This window comes from Reinekea thalattae (assembly GCF_008041945.1).
GTDB classification, from domain to species: Bacteria; Pseudomonadota; Gammaproteobacteria; order Pseudomonadales; family Natronospirillaceae; genus Reinekea; species Reinekea thalattae.
This window is the reverse complement of sequence record NZ_VKAD01000001.1, coordinates 971,290-997,129: the sequence shown is the minus strand read 5'-3', so window position 1 is coordinate 997,129 and position 25,840 is coordinate 971,290. Positions and strand designations below refer to the sequence as shown.

Genomic DNA, 25,840 nt, shown 5'->3' with positions numbered 1-25,840 from the left:
AAAACGACATGGAGTTGAGAAGGAATTTAAAAAGTAAACAGCTGAAAATGCTTTGTTTGTATCTATTCACCATGATACGGAGGGTGGTTTTGACGGCTCTTGTATTGAGTAAGATATGGGTGATCTATAATTAATCTTTGAGCTTTAAAGTTGCGCCAACCCTTCCATTATTGATTTTAGGTTTACCAAAAAACAGACTTCATTATTCACTTTCTAGCTAAGTTTGAATTGATGTTAATCAGTTACTGAACGGGCGATGGACTTTTAAAATTCAGTTTAAGGTAAGGCGAGATTAGTGGTTTAAAGTCAACGCGTGAATGTAGCAGCAAATAAAATTAGATTGTTTTAGGCACAAAAAAGCCGGCATGTTAGCCGGCTTTAAAAACGCTTTTGTTGTTGATATTAAATCTTGCTTACCAACGCCTGTACGGTTTCTTTAGCGTCGCCAAATAGCATGGCTGAGTTCTCTTTAAAGAATAGTGGGTTTTGTACACCCGCATAACCTGTTGCCATTGAACGCTTCAGTACGATGCATTTTTTCGCTTTCCAAACTTCCAGTACTGGCATGCCAGCAATCGGTGAGTTTGGTTTCTCGATCGCATCTGGGTTAACGATATCGTTTGCACCAATCACCATAACAACGTCGGTGTCTGGCATGTCATCGTTAATTTCATCCATTTCTAGCACGATGTCGTAAGGAACATTTGCTTCGGCCAACAGTACGTTCATGTGGCCGGGTAGGCGACCTGCAACTGGGTGAATCGCAAAGCGAACTTCTTTGCCGTCATTACGTAGCTTTTCGGTTAATTCTGCAACGGCTTGCTGTGCTTTTGCTACTGCCATACCAAAACCTGGTGTAATGATGATGCGTTGAGCGTCTTTTAGTAGCTCGGCAGCTTCTTCATGGTTGATAGAAACGGCTTCGCCGTATTCTTCATCTTCAACGGCTGCAGATCCGCTGTCGTTACCAAAGCCACCTAAGATGACGCTCATGAACGAGCGGTTCATCGCTGCACACATGATGTAAGACAGAATCGCGCCAGAAGAACCAACCAGTGCACCGGTAATGATAAGTAGGTCGTTACCTAGCATGAAGCCAGTTGCTGCTGCTGCCCAACCTGAGTAGCTGTTCAACATAGAAACAACCACAGGCATGTCTGCACCACCAATCGCAGCGACTAGGTGAATACCTAATAGGCAGGCGATGACCGTCATTGCAGAAATTAGGATCAGTGCGTTCGAGCCATGCGGGTCGTTAACGAACAGTACTAACATCACGATGGATGCAAGTAGGGCGATAACATTAAGGCCATGACGGAACGGCAGCATTAGAGGCTTGCCAGAAATCGAACCCTGTAGTTTTGCCCAAGCAATCCACGAGCCTGTCAAGGTGACTGCGCCGATGAAGATGCCTAAGAAAATCTCAGTGTTATGGATAATGGCTTCGGCACCTTCTAAGTGGTGGCCGTCGATATCGCTACCTAAGTAGCCGCCCCAGCCGATTAACACAGCGGCTAAGCCGACAAAGCTGTGCAACATAGCAACCAGCTGTGGCATTGCGGTCATTTCGACACGTGATGCCAGCCAGAGGCCAATAGCGCCGCCGATAACAATCATCGCAATTAACAACCCATAGGCATCGACCTCAGGTGAAGCAATGGTTGCTAGAATAGCGATTGCCATACCGGTCATGCCATAAGCATTACCACGGCGAGCCGTTTCTTGTGAGCTTAAGCCACTCAGCGATAGGATGAAAAATATGCCTGCCAGTAAGTAGGCCATTGAAAGTAAACCAGTCATTCTTAGCCCTCTTTACGGAACATGTTAAGCATGCGGCGAGTCACAAAGAAGCCGCCGCCAATATTGATACTTGCCATTAAAATACCGATCGCGGCAATGCCTGTAATAATTGCAGAGCTGCTCGATACCTGTAGCAAACTACCAATAATGACGATCCCAGAGATCGCATTGGTGACCGCCATTAATGGCGTATGCAATGAGTGGCTTACGTTCCAAATAACTTGCCAACCGACAAAAATAGACAACACAAATACAGTGAAGTGACCCATAAAGTCAGCTGGTGCAACCTGGCCTAAACCAAGCAGTAACGCACCAGCGACCAGCCAGTACAGTGCAATCGGTTTGGCTTTTTTAACTTTAGAAACTTCTGGCTCAGCAGCAGGCTCAGGTTGAACCGCTGGTTTTTGCGGAGCAGCGGAAAGTTTTGGTGGCGGTGGTGGCCATAGGATGTCTTTGTCATGAACCACAGTGCAGCCACGAGTGATTTCATCTTCTAGGTCGAAGTGCAACTTGCCATCTTTTTCAGGGCATAGGTGCTCAACCAAACGTAACACATTATTACTTAGTAGTGTCGAAGCTTGGTTTGCCGCTCGGCCCGCTAGATTGGTGTAGCCAACAACTTTAACGTTGTGCGCTGTAACCACTTCATCTTTAACCGTACATTCACAGTTACCGCCGTTTGGCGCAGCTAAGTCAACAATGACAGAGCCTGGCTTCATCGCTTTAACCATTTCTTCGGTAATCAGCTTCGGTGCTGCCTTACCTGGAATCAGTGCGGTGGTGATGATGATATCGACTTCTTTAGCCTGTTCTAAGAACAATGCCATTTCGGCTTCGATAAACTCTTTCGACATCTGCTTGGCGTAACCGCCAGCGCCAGAACCGTCTTCTTCAATCTCAACGGTAAGGAATTCACCACCCATGGATTGAATTTGTTCTTTCACTTCTAAGCGAGTGTCGAACGCGCGAACAATCGCACCTAAGCTTTTTGCGGCACCAATGGCTGCAAGACCTGCAACACCGGCACCAATCACCAATACTTTTGCTGGTGGAATTTTACCTGCAGCGGTGACTTGGCCAGTAAAGAAGCGACCAAAGTTGTGTGCTGCTTCAACCACAGCACGATAGCCAGCAATGTTGGCCATCGAGCTAAGAATATCCATTTTTTGTGCGCGAGAAATACGCGGAATCGACTCAAGAGAAATAGCACTGATGTTGGCTTCTTTAAGTGCGTCGAGTAAATCTGCATTTTGCGCCGGAGCTAAGAAAGAAATCCAGGTCTTGTTTGCGCCAAGCATTTCTAACTCACCCTTCTTGCTTGTTGGGTGTTTAGCTTCAGGTGCGTTGAGCTTTAGTAGTACGTCAGCATTGGCATAAAGCTTAGCGACGTCAGATTCAATCGTTGCGCCTGAGTCTAGGTAATCTTGATCAGAAAACTGTGATTGAGCACCGGCACCTTTTTCGATGCTGACGGTAAAGCCTAATTCAATCAGTTTTTTGGTCGTGTCAGGACTGACAGGAACCCGTGTTTCTCCGGCAGTGGTGTCAATAGGCACTGCAATGTTCAGTGACATAGGGATATCTTGACCTCTCTTGTCATGGTTTTAGCGATGCGATCGACCGCATTCAATATTGGATCGCGTAGTTAGCCAGCGGAGTGTGAACGTCTCGTTGCGTTAGATCAACTAAATAACGGGCACACCATACTTAATCTTTGCAATATTGTTCTGCAGTCCAGAATTACAAGGCTCGTCGGGCTTTTTTTCAGCGGAATATCAGTTGTGAGAGGAAGGAAAGATCGCAAACTGAGGCCTGTTTCAAGTTTTTTTTGGCTCGTTCTTTTCGCTGCAATACAGTGCTGCTTTTCTAGCAATATCGGCGTTTACCAAATGGTAAAGTTGATCGTAGATCGTTGTGGCAAAATTGACAGTTATAAAGATCACAATGTCTGGCTAGATGTTTTTTGTTCAGCGCAGCGAATCAGCAGATTCCTCTTTTATTTCAATTGTTTAGTCGTGTTCATTGTTAGGTCGATGCCTTGGTCTAGTGATTGCAATACAGCCTCTACTGAGTGATGGGTTTTAGCCTGTTAATTCGAAAGCAGTTTGAATTTCAAAACGACTTTAAATTTAAAACAACAAGAGGAAATAGCGGTGTCAAAAATGGGTGTGTTTGTTGGAACGGCTGGCGGCACTTCAATGAAAATTGTGGAGGCGTTGGTTAAGGCATTTAATATTGATGAAGAAGACATCTTTAATATGGAAGATGACTTTGACGAAATAGATGACCTGTTGGCTTACGATGTGTTGTTTTTAGGCAGTTCGACTTGGGGGCAGGGTGATACGCATTTTTCTTGGGTTGATGCTCTGTTGGATATTGATACCGGTGATGTTGATTTTGCTGGAAAGACGGTGGCGTTTTTTGGCGCTGGCGATTCGCACAAGCATTCAGAGAATTTTTGCAGTGCCTTGGGCAAGCTCTATCAATCTTTTACTTCAGCAGGCGCTCGTGCCATTGGCTTTATCCCTAAGCAGCTTTATCAATACGATTTCTCATTGGCAGAAGTTGAAGAGCAGTGGTGTGGTTGTGGTATTGATGAGATTAATGAAGCGGAAAAAACCTCTGAGCGCATCGGTGCTTGGCTTTCGTCTTTAAAGCAAGCTTTATCCTAATATTGGAGTTAAAGCTAGACTGTTTTTGACTTGCTGGAGCTTAGCTGGCGATAGTTTTATCGGTTGCGTATGTTGCTGAGCTCTGGGCGAGTTGTTTGTTGATTCACCTGCCTACCAGTTTGTTCATCTGTTTGATTATCTTTTTATTCATTCTTACTTAGCTTTTCAGCTTTCTGTTACGTTTGTGTCGTCGCCTACCTACTTTATCTATCTACTCATTCTCTCCTATCTATCTACTCACACACACGCTCTCTCTCTCACTTCACTTACTTGTACTTATTGTTATTAACTGAATAGGTGTTATTGGGTGATTGGCTAGCACTGCTTTATTGTTGCTGTCTTTTTAATCGATTGTGTTTTTATCTGCAGCGGAGTTGACGTTGGTTGTGTGATGGTGTTGCAGGTTGGTCGGTTTTTATACTAAAGCGAACAGCGATTGTTTGAATATTAAGCAATTATGGCTCTGCGAAATAAACTATTCTTTCACAAACAGCGTATTTCCTTCTAAAGTAAGCCAATATGGGTTGAGCTGATGTTATTTTGGTCAAGCTGGTACCAAATTATTAGTTCGAACAAGCGTAAAAGTGTAGATAATAAGACGTCAGCAGTTTGTTTGCCGAAACACTATTTTATAGCGAAATGAGCAAGTGACTGTCCTGTATTCACACTCAAAATTAATCCGTTAGCATTTTGTTAAGTCGGAGAAAAGATGAAAGTAAGGTTTATTAATAAAATTGCCTTGGCACTGGTGGCCACGGTCGCCGTTGTTTTTTTGGGCGTACTCTTCAGCACCGACATGGTTCTATTCGATCCGAAAGGTAGCATCGGTAGCGCGCAGAAAGCATTAATCATAACGTCAGTACTGCTGATGGCTATTGTCATCGTGCCCGTGTTGTTTATGGCGTTTTATTTCCCGTATAAGTATCGCCACACCAATAAAGATGCTGAATACAAGCCGAATTGGGAACATTCGACGAAAATTGAAATCGTTGTATGGACCGTTCCATGCTTGATTATTGCAGCATTGGGTTGGGTAACTTATCAAACCTCCCATTCTTTGGATCCGCGGCAGGAGATCGTTTCTGATAAGCCGCCGTTGACGATTCAGGTTGTTGCTATGAATTGGAAGTGGCTATTTATTTACCCAGAGCACGAAATTGCGACGGTAAATGAAGTGAGCTTCCCAGTTGATCGGCCCGTGGAGTTTTTGGTGACCTCAGATGCCACCATGAATTCATTCTTTATTCCACAGTTAGGCAGTCAAGTGTACGCCATGGCAGGTATGGAAAACCGTCTAAACCTAATGGCGACGGAAGCAGGAAGCTATCGCGGTATGTCTGCTAATTACAGTGGCTTTGGTTTTGCCAATATGCGTTTTCAGGCGCATGTAACCGATGAAGCTACTTTTAATCAGTGGGTTGAGGATGTTCAAACGAATGCTCAGACTTTAGATGATGCGGCTTACGCAGCATTAAAAGCGAACGAAAAAGAGCAGATTAAGAAACCTCACCCTGTCACTTACTATACCTCCATTGAACCGCTTAGATTCAAGGACATCATCGAGACACACTCAGGAGTACGAAATGGCCTATAAAGGTGATGTGTATGCAACGCCCGATCCAATTTTCGGGAAGTTAAATTGGGATGTTATCCCATTCCATGATCCTGTGGTTTTTCCAGTTATGATTGCTGTCGTTGTTGGTGGTCTTAGCCTTTTAGGATTAGTGACCTACCTTGGCAAATGGAAATACTTGTGGAAGGAATGGTTTACCTCGGTCGATCATAAAAAGATCGGCATAATGTATATCATCGTTGCTTTGGTGATGATGCTGCGAGGCTTTGCCGATGCATTGATGATGCGAACGCAGCAGGCAGCTTCAACGATTGATGCTTCTTATTTACCGCCAGAACATTACGACCAAATATTTACTGCGCACGGCGTTATCATGATCTTCTTCGTCGCGATGCCGCTCGTTGTTGGTCTGATGAACATTATTGTGCCGCTACAGATTGGCGCGCGTGATGTCGCGTTCCCGTTCTTGAACTCTTTAAGTTTCTGGTTATTTGTTGTTGGTGCCATCTTAATTAACGCATCACTCTTTATTGGCGAATTCGCAGCAACAGGTTGGTTGGCTTATCCGCCTCTGTCGGGGATGGAGTACAGTCCGTGGGTTGGTGTCGATTACTGGCTCTGGTCGTTGCAGATATCCGGTATTGGTACTCTGCTAACCGGTGTTAACTTTGTGGTCACCATTTTAAGAATGCGTGCTCCAGGCATGAAGCTAATGCAAATGCCGGTGTTTACTTGGACATCGCTGTGCGCAAATACTCTGATCGTATTGGCGTTCCCGATCTTGACCGTAACGCTCACGCTACTGACGCTAGACCGTTACATTGGCACCCATTTCTTTACCAATGATATGGGCGGTAACCAGATGATGTACGTTAACCTCATCTGGGCGTGGGGGCATCCGGAAGTTTATATCCTTGTTTTGCCTGCCTTTGGTATCTTTTCTGAAATTACAGCGACATTCTCGCGCAAACGCCTGTTTGGCTATACCTCGCTGGTATTGGCAACAGCCGTGATCATGGTGCTGTCGTTCATCGTTTGGTTACACCACTTCTTCACCATGGGTGCAGGCGCGAGTGTGAATGCCTTCTTTGGTATTGCCACGATGATTATTTCGATACCCACGGGCGTTAAAATATTTAACTGGTTGTTTACCATGTATAAAGGCCGGGTCGAATTCTCAGCCAGTATGTGGTGGACCATATCGTTCTTATTCACCTTTACCATTGGTGGTATGACTGGTGTGATGTTAGCAGTACCTGCGGCGAACTTTGTTTTACACAACAGTTTGTTTGTTATTGCTCACTTCCATAACGTGATTATTGGTGGTGCCGTGTTTGGCTACTTTGCTGGCTTTACTTACTGGTTCCCTAAAGCGACTGGTTTCATGCTGAACGAGAAGTGGGGCAAGATCTCCTGTGCGCTATGGACAACGGGCTTCTTTGTCACCTTTATGCCGATTTACGTGCTTGGCTTTAATGGTATGACACGTCGACTTAACGTTGCCGATAATCCAGATTGGGCGCCATTGTTATGGATTTCTGCCTGTGGCGTATTCATTATCGCCTCTGGTATTGCCTCGCAGTTGTATCAGGTATTTATCAGTATTCGAGATCGCAAACAGAATATGGATACCACTGGTGATCCATGGAATGCGCGTACTCTTGAGTGGGCAACCTCTTCTCCGCCGCCGTTTTATAACTTTGCTTTGTTACCGAAAATTCATGATCGTGACGAGCACTTCTATCGCAAAGAAGAAGGTACGGCTTACCAAAAACCAGATCGCTATAAGCGTATTCACATGCCTAAGAACACCTGGGCGGGCTTGGTCATTAGTGGCTTTGCAGCGCTGTTAGGCTTTGGCTTTATCTGGTACATCTGGTGGCTAGTGATTGCCAGCGGCATTGGTATTTTGGCCTCTTGGATTGCTTATAGCTTAGAGCGCAATAAAGACTACTTTGTTGAAGTTGCCGAAGTCGAAGAGATTGAAGGACAACACTTGGCGAATGTATTTGAGGCTCAAAAGGCCGCTAAAACGTCAGTTGAGGGTGCATAATGACTACAAATACTGAATTACACGGAATCGACGCTCATGATGATCACGATCATCATGACTACGCTGGCGATACCCTGTTTGGCTTTTGGATTTATATCCTAAGCGATTGCTTACTGTTCGGTACGCTATTTGCGACCTACGCGGTTTTCTCTAACAGCTTTGCTGGCCAAATTGAGGCGACAGAGCTGTTCAGCTTACCGTTTGTTGCCGGTGAAACGGCTTTGCTGTTGCTCAGTAGTTTTACCTTTGGTATTGCCATGCTGCAAGCCAATGCAGGCAAGATGCGCGGGCTGATCATTTGGTTGTCGATCACCTTTGCGTTAGGTTTTGCGTTTCTCTGTATGGAGCTCTATGAGTTCCATCACTTTACTCACGAGGGTGCCACTTTCCACAGCAGCGCTTTTTGGTCTGCTTTTTATACGCTAGTTGGCACGCACGGGTTACACGTTTTTGCTGGCCTATTATGGATGCTAGTGTTGTTTGTTCACTTTAAGCGTGATGGCTTAACCTCGGCAAACAAAACTCGTCTGGCTTGCTTAAGCTTATTCTGGCACTTCCTTGATGTCATTTGGATTTGTGTCTTTAGCGTTGTTTATCTGATGGGAGTCCTTTAATGAGTACGTCTTCTGAACAGACACATGGCGGTCAAGCACATGGTAGCGTCAAAGAGTATGTCATCGGTTTATTATTATCGATTGTACTGACGGTTATTCCATTCTTAATGGTTGCTAATGAAGTAGGTCCAGCACAGTTGCTGATTCCAGTGATTTTGATCTGTGCGGTAGCGCAGATCTTGGTCCAGTTGATTTTCTTCTTACATATGAACACCTCCTCTGAACAGATGTGGAATACCACATCTGCAGTGTTTGTGGTGGTTATTGTAGCGATTATCTTAGTGGGCTCACTTTGGATCATGCAGCATCTAAATCACAACATGTTAATGGGTCACTAATCGGATGATCCCTATGCTGAGACATTATTTAAGACTGACCAAACCGGGCATTATCCGTGGCAATTTGATTGCCGCGGCGGGCGGTTTCTTTTTGGCCTCACAGGGCCAGATAGATTGGTTCTTGCTGCTGGCGGTTTGTGTTGGATTGGTATGCATCGTCGCTTCAGGCTGCGTATTTAATAATTACATCGATAGAGATATCGATGCAAAAATGAAACGCACCTGTGAGCGTGAGCTGGTTCTTAAGGTTGTTCCTGTCTCGCATGCATTGATATTTGCTACGCTGCTGGGTGTTATTGGCTTTGCTGTATTGTATCGCTACACCACTCCAGTGGCGTTTGGTTTCGGTGTGCTGGGTGTTTTGGTTTATGTGGGCCTTTACTCACTCTATTATAAGCGCCATTCGGTACACGGAACATTGATCGGTGGCTTCTCAGGCGCTTGTCCACCGGTTATTGGTTATTGCGCGGTCACCGGTCAGTATGATGCCGGTGCTGCCATTTTGTTTTTAACCTTTTGTATTTGGCAAATGCCTCATTCTTACGCTATTGCGATCTATCGTTTCGAAGATTACAAGGCTGCCAATATCCCTGTGTTACCGATTCAGGCGGGTATTTCTAAAGCACGAGTTCATATCATTGCTTATATTCTAGCCTTTGCTGTTGCCGCGATGGCGCTGACTTATTTAGGTTATGCCGGTAGCTTCTATGCATTAGGTATGGGTTTAGTGAGTCTGTATTGGCTGTATATTGCTAAGGCCGGTTTCCAAAAAATGCCCGCTAAACAGTGGGGCAAGCAGCTAACTATTTTCTCGATTGTGAGTATCTTTGTTTTTTGTATTTTGATTTCGTTAGATTTCTCACGGATCGTACATACCGAAGAGCCGCTAGCGAGCCTGATCACTCATCAGGTGGTTGGTGATCTGCTATGAAGATGAACCCAGCTCGCTGGGCGATTCTGGCTGGCGGTATTTTTATCGCGATTATTCTTGCGCTTTATTTATCCAATATTACGGTGCCTGTCGGTGAACGGCAAAAATCACTCGATCAGCTGGGTGGTCGGTTTCAGCTAACTAGCCTGAACGGTCCGATCGATACTGATGATTACCTTGGCAAAACTCTGGTGCTTTATTTTGGCTTTTTGAATTGCGCAGAGGTATGCCCATCATCGATGGGGGTTATGTCGACAGCATTTCGCTTGCTTGAGCCAGATGCTTACGAGCAGGTGCAGGGCTTTTTTATTAGCGTTGATCCAGGCCGAGACGATTACCAGTCGCTGTACGATTTTTCTCAGTATTTTGACAAGCGCATTCTTGGCTTGACCGGCACTCAAGCAGAAGTGGATTCAGTCACCGATATGTTTGGTGTCTACGTTGATATTGTTGAGATGGAATCGTCCGTGCTCAGTTATACCGTTGATCACTCGTCACGGTTTTTTGTCATTGACCCGAATGGCCAGTTAGTAGACGCCATGAGTCACAGTACGACACCTGTTGAGTTAGCCGCACGTATTGAGCGCGTGATTGAATCAAATTCAGTTAACACACAGGATTAATCATGAAAGTTATGTTTTATGGCTTAGCCATAATCGCAAGTTGTAGTCATTTTTTAGCGCAGGCTACCGATCATACTCATTCTTCCCATACACATTCTTCGCACTCATCTCATGCGACTCACCAGACTGAATCGGCTTTGGTTATTTCTGACGCGCGTGCTAAAGCGACCATTCCAGGCGTTAAGGTGAGCTTAGGTTATTTTAAAATCAGTAATCACAGTGATGCTAACATCCGTTTAGTGGCTGCTGAAACGCCAGTTGCTGAGCATGTTGAATATCATTCGATGGAAATTAAAAATAACACTATGTCTATGCGGATGATTAAGCATATCGACATTCCCGCTCATGAAACGGTCGTTTTTGGCCCAAACAGTTATCACCTAATGTTTGTGGCAATTCAATCGTCTTTCGTCGATGGGCAATCATTTCCGGTAACGCTAATCGCAGATGATGGTTCTCGTTATGAGGTGATGATGCATGTGCAGAATCTAGATTCAAACTCTGGCTCACATTCTCATTCGCACACCCACTCGCATTAATGGATAATAAACCGGACGCGCCAATGGCTTAACAAGTCATTGGCTGAGCCGTTGTCTGGATCGGTTGTTTGGAGCAGATTATGAAATTGAATGCAGTTACGACACTTGTGGCTATTTTTTCAACCTTGAGTTTACCCGTACAGGCGCAAGAAACCTCGATGGATCGGATCGCCGCTGAGCAGTCTATTCCTTGTTCTGAAGCGCTCAGAGACTTAGCTCGGCTAAGTTTAAAAGAAAACCCGCATCGTATGCTCGAGCAGCAGAATAAGGTTGATGATGTTCACCTGTTTAACGCTTTGGCGGTTACCAGCTACCGAGACCGAGATAGCCATGTTACGTTTCATGGTGTGCGCAATGCGAATGGCCAGTGTGATACCTCCGTCATTGAAAGCTACGTGTTACAAACAAACTGTGCTGATGCTCGGCACGAAGCCTTTAGTAAATGGCAATATGAAGGCAAGTTAAATGAGCGTACCTCGGTATTAAAAAGTAAAGAAATTGAGGGTAAACAGGCATTCCTAACCGATCAGTTTTCAACCCTGTGCTTAGTCACAACGCGCCAAGTTGTTAATAATCAATAGCCCTTAATTAATACGCAATGATGCATACATCATTGCTTGGACAGAAACATCTATTTATGAATGAAAAGGGCTCTACCGTTAAATCGGCCCCGTTAGACGACAGCAGCAAACAGACTTGGATTGAAAAGCTCAAGCAGCGTTGGGGCGTGTCCAGCGGTTATCAGTTTGTGGTTATCTTACTGGTGTTTTCAGTGACAGGCTCAAGTACCGCCTGGCTGGTACCAAACCTGTTTTCGTTGTTTGGCGTTAACCTTCAAAGCGGTCTGGGTGTTAAGGTCGCGCTGATTTTCTCTGGCTTTGTGACTTATCAACTGCTGCTTATTTGCTTTGGTTTTTTGGCAGGCCAGTTACGTTTTTTTTGGCAGTTTGAAAAAAAATCACTTGGGCGAATAGGTAAATTAATCCGTTTATTGTTTCGCCAATAAGCAAGCCGTGTATCAATCCGTCAACACTCAAATCGATGCGTCAGTAAATCGATAGCGCCAGTAAAAGGTGGCCAGCTTTCGTGCTTTGTACTTATCTCCGAGTACTGTATTGCCTCAGCTGAGAGAATGCTAAGCCTGAAAGTCGCGCACATCGGTTAAATAAAACTTCAAAATCTCCAACTCAGGAACTAAGCCGAAAAGTGCTTTTTCTGCGATCGCGATCGTTCGCTTATGGTTGTGATCTTTCATCAGCAAATAATAGTAGTAAGGGTTTTCGCTGAGCAATTCGCGCGTCATCACTTCTTTTGTTAGCGCATCGAGTAACTTTAACGTAGCTTGATCGCTGTCTAGGTGATGCTTAGCCAAAAAGCGCTTAGCTTTGTTCTCAGTGTCTGCTAGCTCTTCGTTGATGGCGCTGATCAGATCAGAAAAACTGTAGGCTTTAATTTTATCTACCTGCAATAATTGAGCACAGGTATCGACAATTTTGAGTAAGTCACGTCGGTCGTGCTTCATCTCATCTGGAAAGTATTTTTTTAGCTTGGCTAAGGATTCGTTATGTTGCTGTTTGGCTTGCCACTTTTTCTCTAAGCGATCTTTGTTTTTTAAAAAATAACGATAACCTTTGAGTTTGCCAAACACTCGCATGGTATCTAGATAGCCGAGTTGTCGGTATTGCACCATAAAGTCTGAGCTGAAGTCGAAAACACTGCCCATATCGATCGAATTTTTTATATAGATAGTTTCTGAGCCTTCGGTTTTAGGGCGGCGACTGACGCCAATACCTGAAATATCCACTAAGATGATTTTGCGATAACCGCGTTGCCGTGCCATGCGATAGGGAAGGTTGTCGTAAAGTCCGCCGTCGATGTATTTTTTTCCAGCAATAGTGGGTTGTTCAAAACCAGGGAAGGAGGCACTGGCAAGTACGTAATTAATCAGCTCGCCTGCTTCCATGTTTTCTATGAAAACGTCTCTGGGCTGAAGGTCACTAACGTTAATGGTCGTTATGCCAAAGTCATAACCAGACTGTCGAATGCGCTGTTCATCGAGTGCTTGTTCGAGCAGCTTGCGAATAGGGCGGGTATCTAGCCCCTTACGCTGGATTAACTTTTGTGAAGCCGCTTGCCAGTATTTTATCGATTGACGAAGAGAGTTGCCTTTGTCGCTGTGTTCTTCGTCGGCAAATTGAATCAGAGAGTTGATATCGATGTTTTCGGATATTTCGATCAGTTTGTCTTCGTCATGTTGAGCGAAAAAAGCCCCCATAATGGCACCAATAGAATTGCCAATAAAAGCATTAACTGGAATACGCAGTTCTCTGAGCGCTTGCCAGACACCAATGTGATAAACGCCTTTTGCGCCGCCGCCGCCAAGCACTAAACAATAGGGTTTACGTTTTAACATAGTAGGTTTTCACTTTTATTGATCAAATTATTTTATAGGGCAGCGTTAATGCTGTTTAGGCCCAAATAAAAGAAGTAACAGAAGTATATTAAAAATTTTAGATCAAGGCGTGCTTTATATTATTGTCAGAATAAATAGTCGCAGGGTTTTCTGGAGAGAGAGATATGGGCACAAGCGGATGATGGGCCACACAGGTTAAAGAACATAATCCGTTAAAATAAGAAAGGAGCCGATGGCTCCTCTCAATTTTGTAGATTCACGGCTGAGTTAAAAAGTCCAACTCAACGACAGCTTAATCAAACGACAGCGTTGGTAATGTATCGCTGTCACCAAAAACCCAAGGGCTAATTGGATCTGTTGCTGAATCGCTATCGTGATCAATAGCATCCCAACCGGCATAAAGCGTTTCGCCTGTTGTTTCTGATAAGCAAATGATGTTATTTGCTGAAGTTGGGCATTGCAGCTGATCCAATGTTGCGCCAATACTGTCATCTGTCGTACCGCTGTTATCGCCAATAGCTTCAATTTGGCCACTATTATCGGTCGCCCAGTGACCAGCTACCAAACCGTTGAAACTTGAGCCAGCAAACCCGCCTGTATAATTCGATCCAATAACTGCACCTGTGGCGTAGCTTGCCACGATGCTTCCGAAACCTATCTCGCCAACAAACCCGCCTGTATTATTGACACCTGTGACTGTACCAGTGGCGTAGCTTGCCGTTATGCTGCTGTAAGCAGAAACGCCAGCAAATCCGCCCGTATAACTGTCACCCGTGACCGAACCGGTGGCGTAGCTTGCAGTAATATTGGTTTCATAAGCATTACCAATAAGTCCACCTGCATCTTTGTCACCTGTGACCTCGCCGGTGGCATAGCTTGCAGTAATATTGGTGTAATCAGCAGTACCAATAAGTCCACCTGTATATTTGTCACCTGTGACACTCATGAGCTCACCAGTTAAGCCAATATTGCGTATCTCCGCGTTGGTCGAGGTGCGGTTCACGTAACCAAATAAGCCGATATTCTCACCACTAGTTTCAGCATCGGTAGCGGCTCTGTTGATGTAAAGGTTAAACACCTCAAAATCATTGCCATCAAAAATGGCAGTAAAAGGTGCCGCCTCTGTGCCGATTGGCAGCCAACCACTATTACTGCTATCGCCGTCATAGTCATAATAGGTGTCATCCGCATTCATCACGCCATCGCCATTGGTATCGAAATCGAGGTCTTGAGTAAGCTCATAACCGTTGCAACCAGTAACGATATAACAACCCTCGTCACTGCCATTCAGTGATATGCCATCGTCTAGAGATGTGCCAGCCAAGTTATTACGTATCCAGTCAAGTTGCTCTAGGCTGCTGATTTCGATTAAGCCATTGTTGTCATCATCTACATCCGCATTGTCGCCAACACCATCGTTATCTGTGTCGGTGGTTTCAGATGGATCATTAGGGAATGCATCTGCGTTATCACCAACACCATCGCTGTCGGTATCGGTAGTTTCAGACGGGTCATTAGGGAATACATCGGCATTGTCGCCAACACCATCGCCGTCTGTATCGGTAGTTTCAGCTGGGTCATTAGGGAATGCATCGACATTGTCGCTCACGCCATCGCCGTCGGTATCAGCAGGTGAAGAATTATCGCTTGAAGAGCTACAGCTAACTAAAAATACTAGGCTGCAAACAAAAATGAGATGTAATGGTTTCAATGCTTTTTCCTTTATACAACAGGTCCTAATGCAGCGCTCAATCGAAGCTATGCAAAAGGCACCGATAGAGGTGCTGGGTTGAGAGTGTGACGATGGTTTTTTAGATTAACGAGGTGGGTGCAAATGAAAATCTGAGCCAACTGTCTATTTAGGCGCGATTATACATAACCAAAACTCAATAAATAGACCAGTCTGTATATTTTGTGAGGTTGTCGATATAACTTTATTGGTAATTGTATAGACGCTATTAAAATAAAAAAGGAGCCGATGGCTCCTTTCAATTTTGTAGGCTCACGGCAAAGTTAAAAAGTTCAACTCAGCGACAGCTTAATCAAACGACAGCGTTGGTAATGTATCGCTGTCACCAAAAACCCAAGGGCTAATTGGATCTGTTGTATCATCGTTATCGTGATCAATAGCATCCCAACCGGCATACAAGGTTGCGCCTGTTGTTTCTGATAAGCAAGTGATGTTATTCGCTGAAGTTGGGCATTGCAGCTGAGTCAACTCTGCGCCAGTGGCGTCAACCGTCGAGTCAGTATTCTCACCAACAGCGTCACTTTGATTGCTGATGTCTGTTGCCCAGTAACTGGCTGTCAAGCTGCTATTCTCTATAAGAGCAACGAGTCCGCCGCTTGTACCACTTGCACGATCGAATGATCCACTAAAGTAAGTTGCTGTGATGCTACTATTATACGCTTGGCCAATAAGTCCGGCTGTAAAATTTCCCCCAGCGACTGTACCAGTGGCGTAACTTGCTACGATATTATCACCAACCGCTTGGCCAATAAGCCCAGCTGTAGCATACTGAGCAGAGATAGAAGCGCTAGAGTAGCTTGTTACAATGTTGTTGTAATAACTACTACCAACAAGCCCGCCTGTATAATTCGCGCCACCAGTGACTGTGCCGGTGGTGTAACTTGAAGTCATGTTAGAAAATCCCATGTGACCAACCAGCCCACCTACACGGCTCCCAGCTCCAGAGACTTTGCCGGTGGTGTAGCTTGAAGTGATGGTAGTGTATTGCATATAGCCGACCAGCCCACCTGTATATGCGCCACCAGTGACATCCATAAGTTCACCGGTTAAGCCAATATTGCGTATTTCGGCGTTGACTGAGCTGCCATTGTCTAGATAGCCAAAAAGACCAATATAACTTCCACTTGTTTCGTTATCGCCATAGCTTCGGTTGATATAGAGGTTGCGTATTTCATAGTCGTTGCCCTCAAAAATGGCAGTAAAGGGGCTGTCTTTTGTGCCAATTGGCAGCCAACCACTGTTACTGCTATCACCGTCATAGTCATAATAGGTGTCATCCGCATTCATCACGCCATCGTCATTGGTGTCAAAATCGAGGTCTTGAGTAAGCTCATAACCGTTGCAACCAGTAACGAGATAACAACCCTCGTCACTGCCATTCAGTGATATGCCATCGTCTAGAGATGTACCAGCCAAGTTATTACGTATCCAGTCAAGTTGTTCTAGGCTGCTGATTTCGATTAAGCCATTGTCGTTGTCGTCGATGTCACAGGCATTACCGACTAGATCACCGTCGCTATCGGCTTGGTCTTCGTTGGTGGCTGATGGGCAGTTATCACTGTTATCGTCTATGCCGTCGCCGTCGGTATCAGTAGTTTCAGATGCGTCATTTGGGAGTGCATCGGCATTGTCGCTCATGCCATCGCCGTCGGTATCAGTAGGTGAAGAATTATCGCTTGAAGGATTGCAACCAACTAAAAATGCTAGGCTGCAAACAAAAATGAGATGTAATGGTTTCAATGCTTTCAATGCTTTTTCCTTTATACAACAGGTCCTAATGCAGCCGCTAAATCGAAGCTATGCAAAAGGCGCTAATAGAGGTGCTGGGTTGAGAGTGTGACGATGGTTTTTTAGATTAACGAGGTGGGTGCAAATGAAAATCTGAGCCAACTGTCTATTTAGGCGCGATTATACATAACCAAAACTCAATAAATAGACCAGTCTGTATATTTTGTGAAGTTGTCGATGTAACTACATTGGTAATAGTATCGACGCTATTAAAATAAAAAAGGAGCCGATGGCTCCTTTCAATTTTGTAGGCTCACGGCAAAGTTAAAAAGTTCAACTCAGCGACAGCTTAATCAAACGACAGCGTTGGTAATGTATCGCTGTCACCAAAAACCCAAGGGCTAATTGGATCTGTTGTATTATCGTTATCGTGATCAATAGCATCCCAACCGGCATAAAGCGTTTCGCCTGTTGTTTCTGATAAGCAAGTGATGTTATTCGCTGAAGTTGGGCATTGCAGCTGAGTCAACTCTGCGCCAGTGGCGTCAACGGTCGACGTACCGAAAGAAGTGCCAATAGCGTCACTTTGGTTACTGCTGTCGCTCGCCCAGTGACTGGCACTAATGCTAACGTCAGTGCCAGACACAGCGCCAACAAGTCCGCCTGTATAATCCGATCCAGTAACTGCACCGATGGCGTAGCTTGCTGTAATGCTGCTATCGGTACTCGCCAAGCCAACAAGCCCGCCGGCATAAAACGAGGACACAGTAACTGCGCCAGTGGCGTAGCTTGCTGTAATGCTAATCTTTTCGCTTTTGCCAACAAGCCCGCCTGCACTACGCGAGCTAGTGACTGCGCCAGTGGCGTAACTTACAGTAATGCTGCTGAATTCTGTTGCATAACCAACAAGTCCGCCAGTGTTTTGATCACCTGTGACGCTCATGAGCTCACCGGCTAGTCCAATATTGAGAATCTCCGATGTGCTGGTGCTGCCATCTGTATAGCCAAATAGCCCAATATTTAAGCCGCTGGTTTCTGTATCTGCCGATGAGCGATTGATATAAAGGTTCTTTATTTCATAACCATTGCCATCAAAAATGGCAGTAAAAGGTGCTGTCTCTGTGCCGATTGGCAGCCAACCACTATTACTGCTATCGCCGTCATAGTCATAGTAGTCATCGTTAGCGTCCATGAAACCATCGCCATTGGTGTCAAAATCGAGGTCTTGAGTAAGCTCATAACCGTTACAACCAGTAACGAGATAACAACCCTCGTCACTGCCATTCAGTGATATGCCATCGTCTAGAGATGTACCAGCCAAGTTATTACGTATCCAGTCAAGTTGTTCTAGGCTGCTGATTTCGATTAAGCCATTGTCGTTGTCGTCTATATCTGCATTGTCGCCAACACCATCACCGTCTGTGTCGGTGGTTTCAGATGGGTCATTAGGGAATGCATCAGCATTGTCACCAACACCATCACCGTCTGTATCGGTAGTTTCAGCTGGGTCATTAGGGAATGCATCGGCATTGTCGCCAACACCATCGTTATCTGTGTCGGTGGTTTCAGATGGATCATTAGGGAATACATCGGCATTGTCGCCAACACCATCGCCGTCTGTATCGGTAGTTTCAGCTGGGTCATTAGGGAATGCATCGGCATTGTCGCTCACGCCATCGCCGTCGGTATCAGCAGGTGAAGAATTATCGCTTGAAGAGCTACAGCCAACTAAAAATACTAGGCTGCAAACAAAAATGAGATGTAATGGTTTCAATGCTTTTTCCTTTATACAACAGGTCCTAATGCAGCGCTCAATCGAAGCTATGCAAAAGGCACCGATAGAGGTGCTGGGTTGAGAGTGTGACGATGGTTTTTTAGATTAACGAGGTGGGTGCAAATGAAAATCTGAGCCAACTGTCTATTTAGGCGCGATTATACATAACCAAAACTCAATAAATAGACCAGTCTGTATATTTTGTGAGGTTGTCGATGTAACTTTATTGGTAATTGTATAGACGCTATTAAAATAAAAAAGGAGCCGATGGCTCCTTTCAATTTTGTAGGCTCACGGCAAAGTTAAAAAGTTCAACTCAGCGACAGCTTAATCAAACGACAGCGTTGGTAATGTATCGCTGTCACCAAAAACCCAAGGGCTAATTGGATCTGTTGTATCATCGTTATCGTGATCAATAGCATCCCAACCGGCATAAAGCGTTTCGCCTGTTGTTTCTGATAAGCAAGTGATGTTATTCGCTGCAGTTGGGCATTTTAGCTCGGCGAGGGTTGCGCCAGTGGTATCATCAAGCTCCAGCGCATCACCAGATATTGAGCCAGTGGCGTCACTTTGCTCGCTGCTATCGGTCGCCCAGTAGCTCTTGGTAATACTAATGGTACTGACGGAGCTGGTAGCGATCACAAGCCCAATAAGCCCGCCGGTACTATCGACGAAGGTAGTAACGACTGCGCCGGTGGCATAACTTGCCGTAATACTGCTGCCAAAAATCATATAACCGACAAGCCCGCCTATGTCGTGCTGCCCAGTAACTGCGCCGCTGGCGTAGCTTGCTGTAATGCTGCTGCTAGATCTCAAATGACCAACAAGCCCGCCTGTATACCTGCCTGACCCAGTAACTGTGCTGGTGGCGTAGCTTTTCGTAATGCTGCTGTCGTTTGTCGCGTAACCAACAAGTCCGCCTGTGTTTGTATCCCCAGTAACTGCGCCGGTGGTGTAGCTTGCTGTAATGCTGCTGTCACTTGCGTAACCAACAAGCCCGCCTGTGTTTGTATCCCCAGTAACTGCGCCGGTGGTGTAGCTTGCTGTAATGCTGCTGTCGCTTGCGTAACCAACAAGCCCGCCTGTGTTTTCATAACCTGTGACGCTCATTAGCTCACCGACTAGTCCAATATTGCGAAGTTCTGCTGTGCTGGTGCTGCCATCTATATAGCCAAATAGCCCAATATTTAAGCCGCTGGTTTCTGTATCTGCCGATGGGCGGTTGATGTAGAGGTTCTTTATTTCATAGTCGTTGCCCTCAAAAATGGCAGTAAAAGGTGCTGCCTCTGTGCCGATTGGTAACCAACCACTGTTACTGCTATCACCGTCATAGTCATAATAGGTGTCATCCGCATTCATCACGCCATCGTCATTGGTGTCAAAATCGAGGTCTTGAGTAAGCTCATAACCGTTGCAACCAGTAACGATATAACAACCCTCGTCACTGCCATTCAGTGATATGCCATCGTCTAGAGATGTACCAGCCAAGTTATTACGTATCCAGTCAAGTTGTTCTAGGCTACTTATATCAATCAGACCATTGTTGTCATCATCTACATCGGCATTGTCGCCAATACCATCGCCGTCTGTGTCGGTGGTTTCAGATGGATCATTAGGGAAAGCATCTGCGTTATCACCAACACCATCACTGTCTGTATCAGTAGTTTCAGCAGGGTCATTAGGGAATGCATCGGCATTGTCGCTCACGCCATCGCCGTCGGTATCAGCAGGTGAAGAATTATCGCTTGAAGAGCTACAGCTAACTAAAAATACTAGGCTGCAAACAAAAATGAGATGTAATGGTTTCAATGCTTTTTCCTTTATACAACAGGTCCTAATGCAGCCGCTCAATCGAAGCTATGCAAAAGGCACCGATAGAGGTGCTGGGTTGAGAGTGTGACGATGGTTTTTTAGATTAACGAGGTGGTAGGAATGAAAATCAGAGCCAACTGTCTATTTAGGCGTGATTATACATAACCAAAGCTCAATAAATAGACCGATCTGTCTGTTTTGTGAAGTTGTCGATGTGCCCTGTAGGTCATTGTATAAAAGCCTAACAACAGAGTTAGGCTAGAGTGATTATTTTGGATTTATAGAGAAGGGAGTTAAAGCGGCTGAGGGTTTAATCTCTTGTATTCTCTTAATGATTTTCGAGCAGCTTCAACACGGTTATACAGCCGGATTCGTTCGGCTTTGTCGCCAGTGCCGTTTGGGTTTTCTTTGACGAATGCTCGTTTAGCAGCTTCGGCATCTTCGATGGCTTGCTCTAGAGCTTCGAGTGTTTGGTCTTGAGAGATCATTAAGTTTCTCTGTCCTCTTAATACATCAAAAACAATAAGAAGATGTGATGAGTAGGTATTTCTTAGCGAGTCAAAATGCCAAGCTAAGATCTGTTCAAATTTAAAAGCTGATTGTGTCAAATAACCGACTGCACTTCTAGTTTTTGTCTAACTGGTCATGATTGTAAAGGGGTTATTTTGTGGCTGAGAAATTATCTTTTTTACTTGGGGAGTTGGCTTATTATTTATCGATAATGTCTTCCTTTAGGGTTAAAAAAAATTCAATTAGGCGCTGGTTTTTAACTGTTTTGCTTGCGCTAATTTAGCTTCAATACCTGTCATTATTGGCCAGCGATTCTCAGTCCAATGCGGCGCTAATAACAGTTGTTTTTGTGCGACTGTGGACATTGCTCGATGCACGATAACCTCCGCAGGGGTTGCTGCTAGGGCATCCGAGACAATATCAATATAGTCTTCCTGAGTGATTGGTTGATACTCACCTTGACGCCATTGACGAGCCAGTTGAGTGCCTTTAACAATATGTAATGGGTGCCACTTTATGCCTTGTACACCTTCATTAAGTACCTGCTGCCAAGAGTCTAAAATCATTGATTTATTCTCACCGGGAAGTCCAGCAATTAGATGAGTACAGAGATTAATTTTAGCGTTTTTTATTCGTCGAACAGCGTCTTGATATTCAACGAAAGTATGACCTCGATTGACTCGTTCGAGCGTTACGTCATGGGCACTTTGCAGCCCCAATTCAATCCATACTTCGAAGCCTAGGTCTTTAATTTTTTGCAATAAATTTAATACGTCGTTCGAAATACAATCGGGTCGAGTGCCAACACACAAACCAATAACGCAGTCAGGTTTAAGAGACTCAACATATATTTTTTTTAAGTATTCGATGTCGCCGTAGGTATTTGAATAGGCTTGAAAATAGGCGAGAAATTTTTTTGCTTGGGTTTTTTTTTGCAGCTGTACAACGTTGCATTCAATCTGTTCACTAATGCTGGCATTTGCATTCATGTGGTTGGGGAAAAAGCTTTTGTTGTTGCAAAAAGTACAGCCGCCAATGCCTTTGCTGCCATCTCGATTTGGACAGGTAACGTTGGCATGCAACGATAGCTTGTAAATTTTTTCACCGTATTTGGCTTTGAGGTATTGGCCAAAAGTAGTGACGTAATCGTTTAGTGCCATGATCGATATATATTATTAAGTGGTGGCAGGATTTTTAATAATAACGAGGTTGGTGCTGTGTAACTTGAGGCTTGTCAGTTTTTATGGTCTTCGTCTAATTTAAAGCGTCAGGCAATAAAAAAGCCAGCGGCAACAGTGACTGTTGTGGCTGGCTATTTATGTTGGCATCTTGAATACAGATGGATGCCCGTTTTGATGTATTTCCGCGTCTCGGCAATTATCTGCTAAAACAGTACTTAAGTTAGGAAAGCACTTAAGTTAAAAAGCACTTAAGTTAAAAAGCACTTAAGCGTCCGAGTAGCGTTTAAAGACAAGTGTTGCGTTTGTACCGCCAAAGCCGAAGCTGTTTGACATCACAAGGTTCAGCTCTGCGTTTTCTTGCAGCTCTGTGACAATGTTGATGTTGTCACCTGCTTCAGGGTCTAGGTTATCGACATTTTTACTCGCAGCGATAAACTTTTTATCCATCATGATAAGAGAGTAGATCGCTTCTTGTACGCCGGTAGCGCCAAGGCTATGGCCGGTTAGCGATTTTGTCGAAGCAATAGCAGGCAGCTCGTCACCGAATACCTGGCGTACAGCGTTTAATTCTGTAATGTCGCCAGCCGGTGTGCTTGTGCCATGAGCGTTGATGTAATCAATTTTGCCGTCGACATTGTCGAGAGCCATTTGCATACAACGTACAGCGCCTTCACCGCTTGGAGCTACCATGTTGTAGCCATCGCTAGTTGCGCCATAGCCAACTAGCTCACCGTAAATGGTCGCGCCGCGTGCTTTTGCGTGCTCTAGCTCTTCTAAGACAACCATGCCACCGCCGCCAGCAATAACAAAACCATCACGGTCAGCATCGTATGCTCGGCTAGCCGCTTCTGGGTTGTCGTTGTATTTGGTTGATAATGCGCCCATGGCGTCGAATAACGAGCTCATGGTCCAATGTAAGGCTTCACCGCCGCCAGCAAAAACAACATCCTGCTTACCTAATTGGATCAGTTCCATTGCGTTACCAATACAGTGAGCACTGGTTGAGCAAGCAGAAGAGATTGAATAGTTAACGCCTTTAATTTTAAACGCAGTTGCAAGACAAGCAGATACAGTAGAACCCATGGTTTGGGTTACTCGGTAAGGGCCAACGCGTTTTACGCCTTTTTCACGCATAATATCAGCAGCTTCGGTTTGGCTAGCTGAATCAGCGCCACCAGAGCCGGCAATGATACCGGTGCGAGGGTTCGATACCTGTTCTTCAGTGAGGCCTGCGTCTTTAATGGCTTGATCCATAGAGACATAAGCATAGCCAGCCGCATCACCCATAAAGCGAATTGATTTACGATCAATGTGCTCGGCAAGGTCGATAACAGGCTTGGCGCTAATATGGCTGCGCATGCCCATATCTGCATAGGTTTGGTCAAAGCTAATGCCAGATCGGCCTGCTTTTAACGAGTCGGTAACGGTGTCTATATCGTTACCGATGCATGAGACAATGCCCATGCCTGTGACAACAACGCGTTTCATTTGTGTGTCCTTATTTGGTGTCTTCAGGTTTGAAAAGGCCTACTTTAAGGTCTTTTGCAAAATAGATTTCTTCACCGTCGCATTCGACGATGCCATCGGCAATACCCATAACGAGCTTGCTTTCAATTACTCGCTTAATCTCTAGCTTATACACGACCTTTTTAGCCGTTGGCATGACTTGGCCTTTAAATTTCAGCTCGCCAACGCCGAGCGCGCGACCTTTGCCTGGGTTGTTGCGCCAACCTAAAAAGAAACCAACCAGCTGCCACATAGCGTCTAAGCCTAAGCAGCCTGGCATAACAGGGTCGCCAGGGAAGTGACATTGGAAGAACCATAAATCTGGATTGATATCTAATTCGGCGCGGATAATGCCCTTATTGTATTCACCACCTTCAGAAGAAATAAGGGTAACGCGATCCATCATCAACATGTTGTCGACAGGTAATTGAGCATTGCCTGGGCCAAACATGCGGCCGTGGCCACACTCTAGTAAGTCGGCTTTGTCAAAAGAATTCGGGCGTTCAGACATATTCTGTTCCGTGATTTTGAAAGTAGAGCCGACACAATACCAAAAAAAACTAACTTTATTCGTGCTAGATAGGAAAAAGAATATTCAAATATACAGGTGTCTAGCAATATGGCGCCTTCATTAGAAGGCAGCTGTTAGGCTTTGAGACAATGTATAGCGTTGATAGCCGTAATCACCAATCGAGCTGTTAACATCATGCCAGTCTATATAGCTGCTGGTTGTTAAATGACGATTAATCTGCCATTGCCACTCCAGATGGGCGTTTAAAACGCTATCTTGGCGGTATTTGTTTTCGTCAGGGTCTTTATCGTTGTAACGGCGCATTTGGTGAGCAATGCCAAGGTTTATTTGATACTTATCTGACAGTGTCTTTTCGATATCGTAGCCAATCTGGAAGCCAAACCAGTCTGCAGGGAAGTCCAGCGTTGAGGATTCAGAAACGGTATTGAGCTTTAATTGGTAGCGGTGCTTGCTTGCTGTGGTGTCGAAGTAGACATCTAGGCTACTGAAATACTCAACTTGGCTGGAATTATCATCACTCATTGACAGGTTGATATTGCTGCCAAGCTTAAAGTCAGAGCGAGTCTGTTGTTGATTATCGGAATGATACTGAAAAGCCCCGGTTAATTCGGTTTGCCAGTAGCTATCATCCTTCCACACTAAGCCGGCAGACATTGGCAGGCTGGTGTTTTGTTCAGGGTAGATAAGTTCATTGATCAGCGTGAGCCGTTGATAATTAGCGCTGCTGTTTTGGTAAAACTGGCTACCGGAGAAGTCGATACCGTAGTGATTGGCAAAATTATCGTTGATTTTAATCGGCCAATCCGCCGCTAATCGGAAGCTCATGAAATTAGAGTCTATACTGTCTGAACTGCGCAGCGCTGTCGGGTAATCATTGGGCGTTGCTAGGCTGTAATTGCTGTTGCTGTCACGTCCCAGTCGAATTTCAGCTAGGGCGCTGACTTGAGGTCGGTCGATAGCCAGTTGCTCTTCGACTTGCTTTAGCTGTTTACGTGCTTGCTTGGCGATGTCCTTTGGTGGATCCAATGCCAATAATTGCTTTAGAACATAATGCGCCTGCCGATACTTTTTCATATGAAATAAAGCATCGCTTAGGTGCAGCCGTGCTTGATAATAATGAGGGCTGCTATAGGAAATTGATCGAAAAGCAATAGCCGAGTCGCCATACTTTTTGCTCATGAATAACAGCTTTCCTTTGAGCCAGAAAAAGTTATTATCAATAGATCTGTTTTCCGTTAGGGTGTTGACTAAAACGTGAGCATAATCGAGCTTGTTAGAGTTAATCGACCATTCTAATTGCTCTATCAGTTCTTGTTCGCTCAAGTTTTCGAGATCATTGGCATGTACGAAAGCGAATAATATAGAAAGAACGAGTACGGAGATGGGAGTCAGCTTTTTCATTATTTATAGAGTGCTTCCAAATTTTAAATAAATATCGGCCAGTTAACGCAATTTATTATAGTTAAGCTAGCTTTAAATAGTGAGCCACTT

General features: G+C 44.9%; 22 protein-coding genes. 10 read left to right on the top strand and 12 right to left on the bottom strand.

The window, feature by feature from the left end; all coding sequences use genetic code 11:
- Positions 1–402: 402 nt before the first annotated feature.
- Both pntB and FME95_RS04495 read right to left on the bottom strand, forming a co-directional pair.
- Entirely contained in the window at positions 403–1,800 is a 1,398-nt protein-coding gene (gene pntB / locus FME95_RS04500) for a Re/Si-specific NAD(P)(+) transhydrogenase subunit beta (protein WP_147713222.1), read from the bottom strand.
- A 2-nt stretch (positions 1,801–1,802) separates the two neighbouring features.
- Complete coding sequence (locus FME95_RS04495; RefSeq protein ID WP_425468226.1) at positions 1,803–3,368, bottom strand: Re/Si-specific NAD(P)(+) transhydrogenase subunit alpha; 1,566 nt, start codon at positions 3,366–3,368, stop codon at positions 1,803–1,805.
- Positions 3,369–3,962: 594 nt separating this feature from the next.
- Here FME95_RS04495 and FME95_RS04490 point away from each other — a divergent pair.
- From FME95_RS04490 to FME95_RS04445, 10 genes are all read left to right on the top strand, one after another.
- Positions 3,963–4,472 carry a flavodoxin domain-containing protein gene (locus tag FME95_RS04490; RefSeq protein ID WP_246109358.1) on the top strand — a complete coding sequence of 170 codons (510 nt, stop codon included), beginning with the start codon at positions 3,963–3,965 and terminating at the stop codon, positions 4,470–4,472.
- A 709-nt stretch (positions 4,473–5,181) separates the two neighbouring features.
- Positions 5,182–6,066, top strand: coding sequence for a ubiquinol oxidase subunit II (gene cyoA, locus FME95_RS04485; RefSeq protein WP_147713219.1), 885 nt, complete (start codon positions 5,182–5,184; stop codon positions 6,064–6,066).
- Positions 6,067–6,094: 28 nt separating this feature from the next.
- The gene (gene cyoB, locus FME95_RS04480) at positions 6,095–8,098 is read left to right on the top strand and encodes a cytochrome o ubiquinol oxidase subunit I (RefSeq protein ID WP_222709950.1); all 2,004 of its coding nucleotides are present in this window, start codon (positions 6,095–6,097) and stop codon (positions 8,096–8,098) included.
- A complete protein-coding gene (gene cyoC, locus FME95_RS04475) occupies positions 8,098–8,712 on the top strand; it encodes a cytochrome o ubiquinol oxidase subunit III (protein WP_147713217.1) in 615 nt (204 codons plus the stop codon). The genes cyoB and cyoC overlap by 1 nt, the downstream gene beginning before the upstream one ends.
- On the top strand, positions 8,712–9,050 hold the full coding sequence (cyoD, locus tag FME95_RS04470; protein WP_147713216.1) for a cytochrome o ubiquinol oxidase subunit IV: 339 nt from the start codon (positions 8,712–8,714) through the stop codon (positions 9,048–9,050). Before cyoC ends, cyoD begins: the two co-directional genes overlap by 1 nt.
- 13 nt (positions 9,051–9,063) lie before the next feature.
- Positions 9,064–9,981: a heme o synthase gene (gene cyoE, locus FME95_RS04465; RefSeq protein ID WP_147713215.1), complete on the top strand. Its 918-nt coding sequence runs from the start codon at positions 9,064–9,066 to the stop codon at positions 9,979–9,981.
- A complete protein-coding gene (locus tag FME95_RS04460) occupies positions 9,978–10,604 on the top strand; it encodes an SCO family protein (protein ID WP_147713214.1) in 627 nt (208 codons plus the stop codon). The genes cyoE and FME95_RS04460 overlap by 4 nt, the downstream gene beginning before the upstream one ends.
- Positions 10,605–10,606: 2 nt before the next feature.
- Complete coding sequence (locus FME95_RS04455) at positions 10,607–11,143, top strand: copper chaperone PCu(A)C (RefSeq protein WP_147713213.1); 537 nt, start codon at positions 10,607–10,609, stop codon at positions 11,141–11,143.
- Positions 11,144–11,223: 80 nt separating this feature from the next.
- Positions 11,224–11,724 (top strand): hypothetical protein, encoded by a 501-nt coding sequence (locus FME95_RS04450; protein ID WP_147713212.1) that lies wholly within the window; start codon positions 11,224–11,226, stop codon positions 11,722–11,724.
- Positions 11,725–11,780: 56 nt separating this feature from the next.
- The gene (locus FME95_RS04445) at positions 11,781–12,149 is read left to right on the top strand and encodes a DUF6787 family protein (RefSeq protein ID WP_222709903.1); all 369 of its coding nucleotides are present in this window, start codon (positions 11,781–11,783) and stop codon (positions 12,147–12,149) included.
- Between the two features lie 129 nt (positions 12,150–12,278).
- Here the strand turns inward: FME95_RS04445 and FME95_RS04440 are convergent, their stop codons facing one another.
- The 10 genes from FME95_RS04440 to FME95_RS04395 form a co-directional block, all read right to left on the bottom strand.
- Positions 12,279–13,556, bottom strand: coding sequence for a patatin-like phospholipase family protein (locus tag FME95_RS04440; protein WP_147713211.1), 1,278 nt, complete (start codon positions 13,554–13,556; stop codon positions 12,279–12,281).
- Between the two features lie 292 nt (positions 13,557–13,848).
- Positions 13,849–15,267: a GLUG motif-containing protein gene (locus FME95_RS04435; RefSeq protein WP_147713210.1), complete on the bottom strand. Its 1,419-nt coding sequence runs from the start codon at positions 15,265–15,267 to the stop codon at positions 13,849–13,851.
- A 327-nt stretch (positions 15,268–15,594) separates the two neighbouring features.
- Positions 15,595–17,055, bottom strand: a complete 1,461-nt coding sequence (locus FME95_RS04430) for a hypothetical protein (RefSeq protein ID WP_147713209.1) — start codon at positions 17,053–17,055, stop codon at positions 15,595–15,597.
- A 328-nt stretch (positions 17,056–17,383) separates the two neighbouring features.
- Entirely contained in the window at positions 17,384–18,808 is a 1,425-nt protein-coding gene (locus FME95_RS13615; RefSeq protein WP_187265440.1) for a GLUG motif-containing protein, read from the bottom strand.
- Positions 18,809–19,135: 327 nt separating this feature from the next.
- The gene (locus FME95_RS04420; protein ID WP_147713208.1) at positions 19,136–20,617 is read right to left on the bottom strand and encodes a GLUG motif-containing protein; all 1,482 of its coding nucleotides are present in this window, start codon (positions 20,615–20,617) and stop codon (positions 19,136–19,138) included.
- A 296-nt stretch (positions 20,618–20,913) separates the two neighbouring features.
- A complete protein-coding gene (locus FME95_RS04415) occupies positions 20,914–21,108 on the bottom strand; it encodes a hypothetical protein (RefSeq protein WP_147713207.1) in 195 nt (64 codons plus the stop codon).
- A 264-nt stretch (positions 21,109–21,372) separates the two neighbouring features.
- On the bottom strand, positions 21,373–22,290 hold the full coding sequence (gene mnmL, locus FME95_RS04410; protein ID WP_147713206.1) for a tRNA modification radical SAM protein MnmL/YtqA: 918 nt from the start codon (positions 22,288–22,290) through the stop codon (positions 21,373–21,375).
- Between the two features lie 285 nt (positions 22,291–22,575).
- The gene (gene fabB / locus FME95_RS04405; protein ID WP_147713205.1) at positions 22,576–23,799 is read right to left on the bottom strand and encodes a beta-ketoacyl-ACP synthase I; all 1,224 of its coding nucleotides are present in this window, start codon (positions 23,797–23,799) and stop codon (positions 22,576–22,578) included.
- A 10-nt stretch (positions 23,800–23,809) separates the two neighbouring features.
- Positions 23,810–24,328 carry a bifunctional 3-hydroxydecanoyl-ACP dehydratase/trans-2-decenoyl-ACP isomerase gene (gene fabA / locus FME95_RS04400; protein ID WP_147713204.1) on the bottom strand — a complete coding sequence of 173 codons (519 nt, stop codon included), beginning with the start codon at positions 24,326–24,328 and terminating at the stop codon, positions 23,810–23,812.
- 120 nt (positions 24,329–24,448) lie between these two features.
- Entirely contained in the window at positions 24,449–25,528 is a 1,080-nt protein-coding gene (locus FME95_RS04395) for a tetratricopeptide repeat protein (RefSeq protein WP_147713203.1), read from the bottom strand.
- Between the last annotated feature and the right edge of the window lie 312 nt (positions 25,529–25,840).

What these genes read in the sequence shown, in the direction of transcription:
- FME95_RS04415 (WP_147713207.1), bottom strand. Translation starts at nt 21,108, where the DNA reads ATGATCTCTCAAGACCAAACACTCGAAGCTCTAGAGCAAGCCATCGAA.
- fabA (WP_147713204.1), bottom strand. Translation starts at nt 24,328, where the DNA reads ATGTCTGAACGCCCGAATTCTTTTGACAAAGCCGACTTACTAGAGTGT.
- cyoE (WP_147713215.1), top strand. Translation starts at nt 9,064, where the DNA reads ATGCTGAGACATTATTTAAGACTGACCAAACCGGGCATTATCCGTGGC.
- FME95_RS04440 (WP_147713211.1), bottom strand. Translation starts at nt 13,556, where the DNA reads ATGTTAAAACGTAAACCCTATTGTTTAGTGCTTGGCGGCGGCGGCGCA.
- cyoD (WP_147713216.1), top strand. Translation starts at nt 8,712, where the DNA reads ATGAGTACGTCTTCTGAACAGACACATGGCGGTCAAGCACATGGTAGC.
- FME95_RS04455 (WP_147713213.1), top strand. Translation starts at nt 10,607, where the DNA reads ATGAAAGTTATGTTTTATGGCTTAGCCATAATCGCAAGTTGTAGTCAT.
- FME95_RS04490 (WP_246109358.1), top strand. Translation starts at nt 3,963, where the DNA reads ATGGGTGTGTTTGTTGGAACGGCTGGCGGCACTTCAATGAAAATTGTG.
- fabB (WP_147713205.1), bottom strand. Translation starts at nt 23,799, where the DNA reads ATGAAACGCGTTGTTGTCACAGGCATGGGCATTGTCTCATGCATCGGT.
- cyoC (WP_147713217.1), top strand. Translation starts at nt 8,098, where the DNA reads ATGACTACAAATACTGAATTACACGGAATCGACGCTCATGATGATCAC.
- pntB (WP_147713222.1), bottom strand. Translation starts at nt 1,800, where the DNA reads ATGACTGGTTTACTTTCAATGGCCTACTTACTGGCAGGCATATTTTTC.
- FME95_RS04450 (WP_147713212.1), top strand. Translation starts at nt 11,224, where the DNA reads ATGAAATTGAATGCAGTTACGACACTTGTGGCTATTTTTTCAACCTTG.
- cyoA (WP_147713219.1), top strand. Translation starts at nt 5,182, where the DNA reads ATGAAAGTAAGGTTTATTAATAAAATTGCCTTGGCACTGGTGGCCACG.
- FME95_RS04395 (WP_147713203.1), bottom strand. Translation starts at nt 25,528, where the DNA reads ATGAGCAAAAAGTATGGCGACTCGGCTATTGCTTTTCGATCAATTTCC.
- mnmL (WP_147713206.1), bottom strand. Translation starts at nt 22,290, where the DNA reads ATGGCACTAAACGATTACGTCACTACTTTTGGCCAATACCTCAAAGCC.
- FME95_RS04445 (WP_222709903.1), top strand. Translation starts at nt 11,781, where the DNA reads ATGAATGAAAAGGGCTCTACCGTTAAATCGGCCCCGTTAGACGACAGC.
- FME95_RS04460 (WP_147713214.1), top strand. Translation starts at nt 9,978, where the DNA reads ATGAAGATGAACCCAGCTCGCTGGGCGATTCTGGCTGGCGGTATTTTT.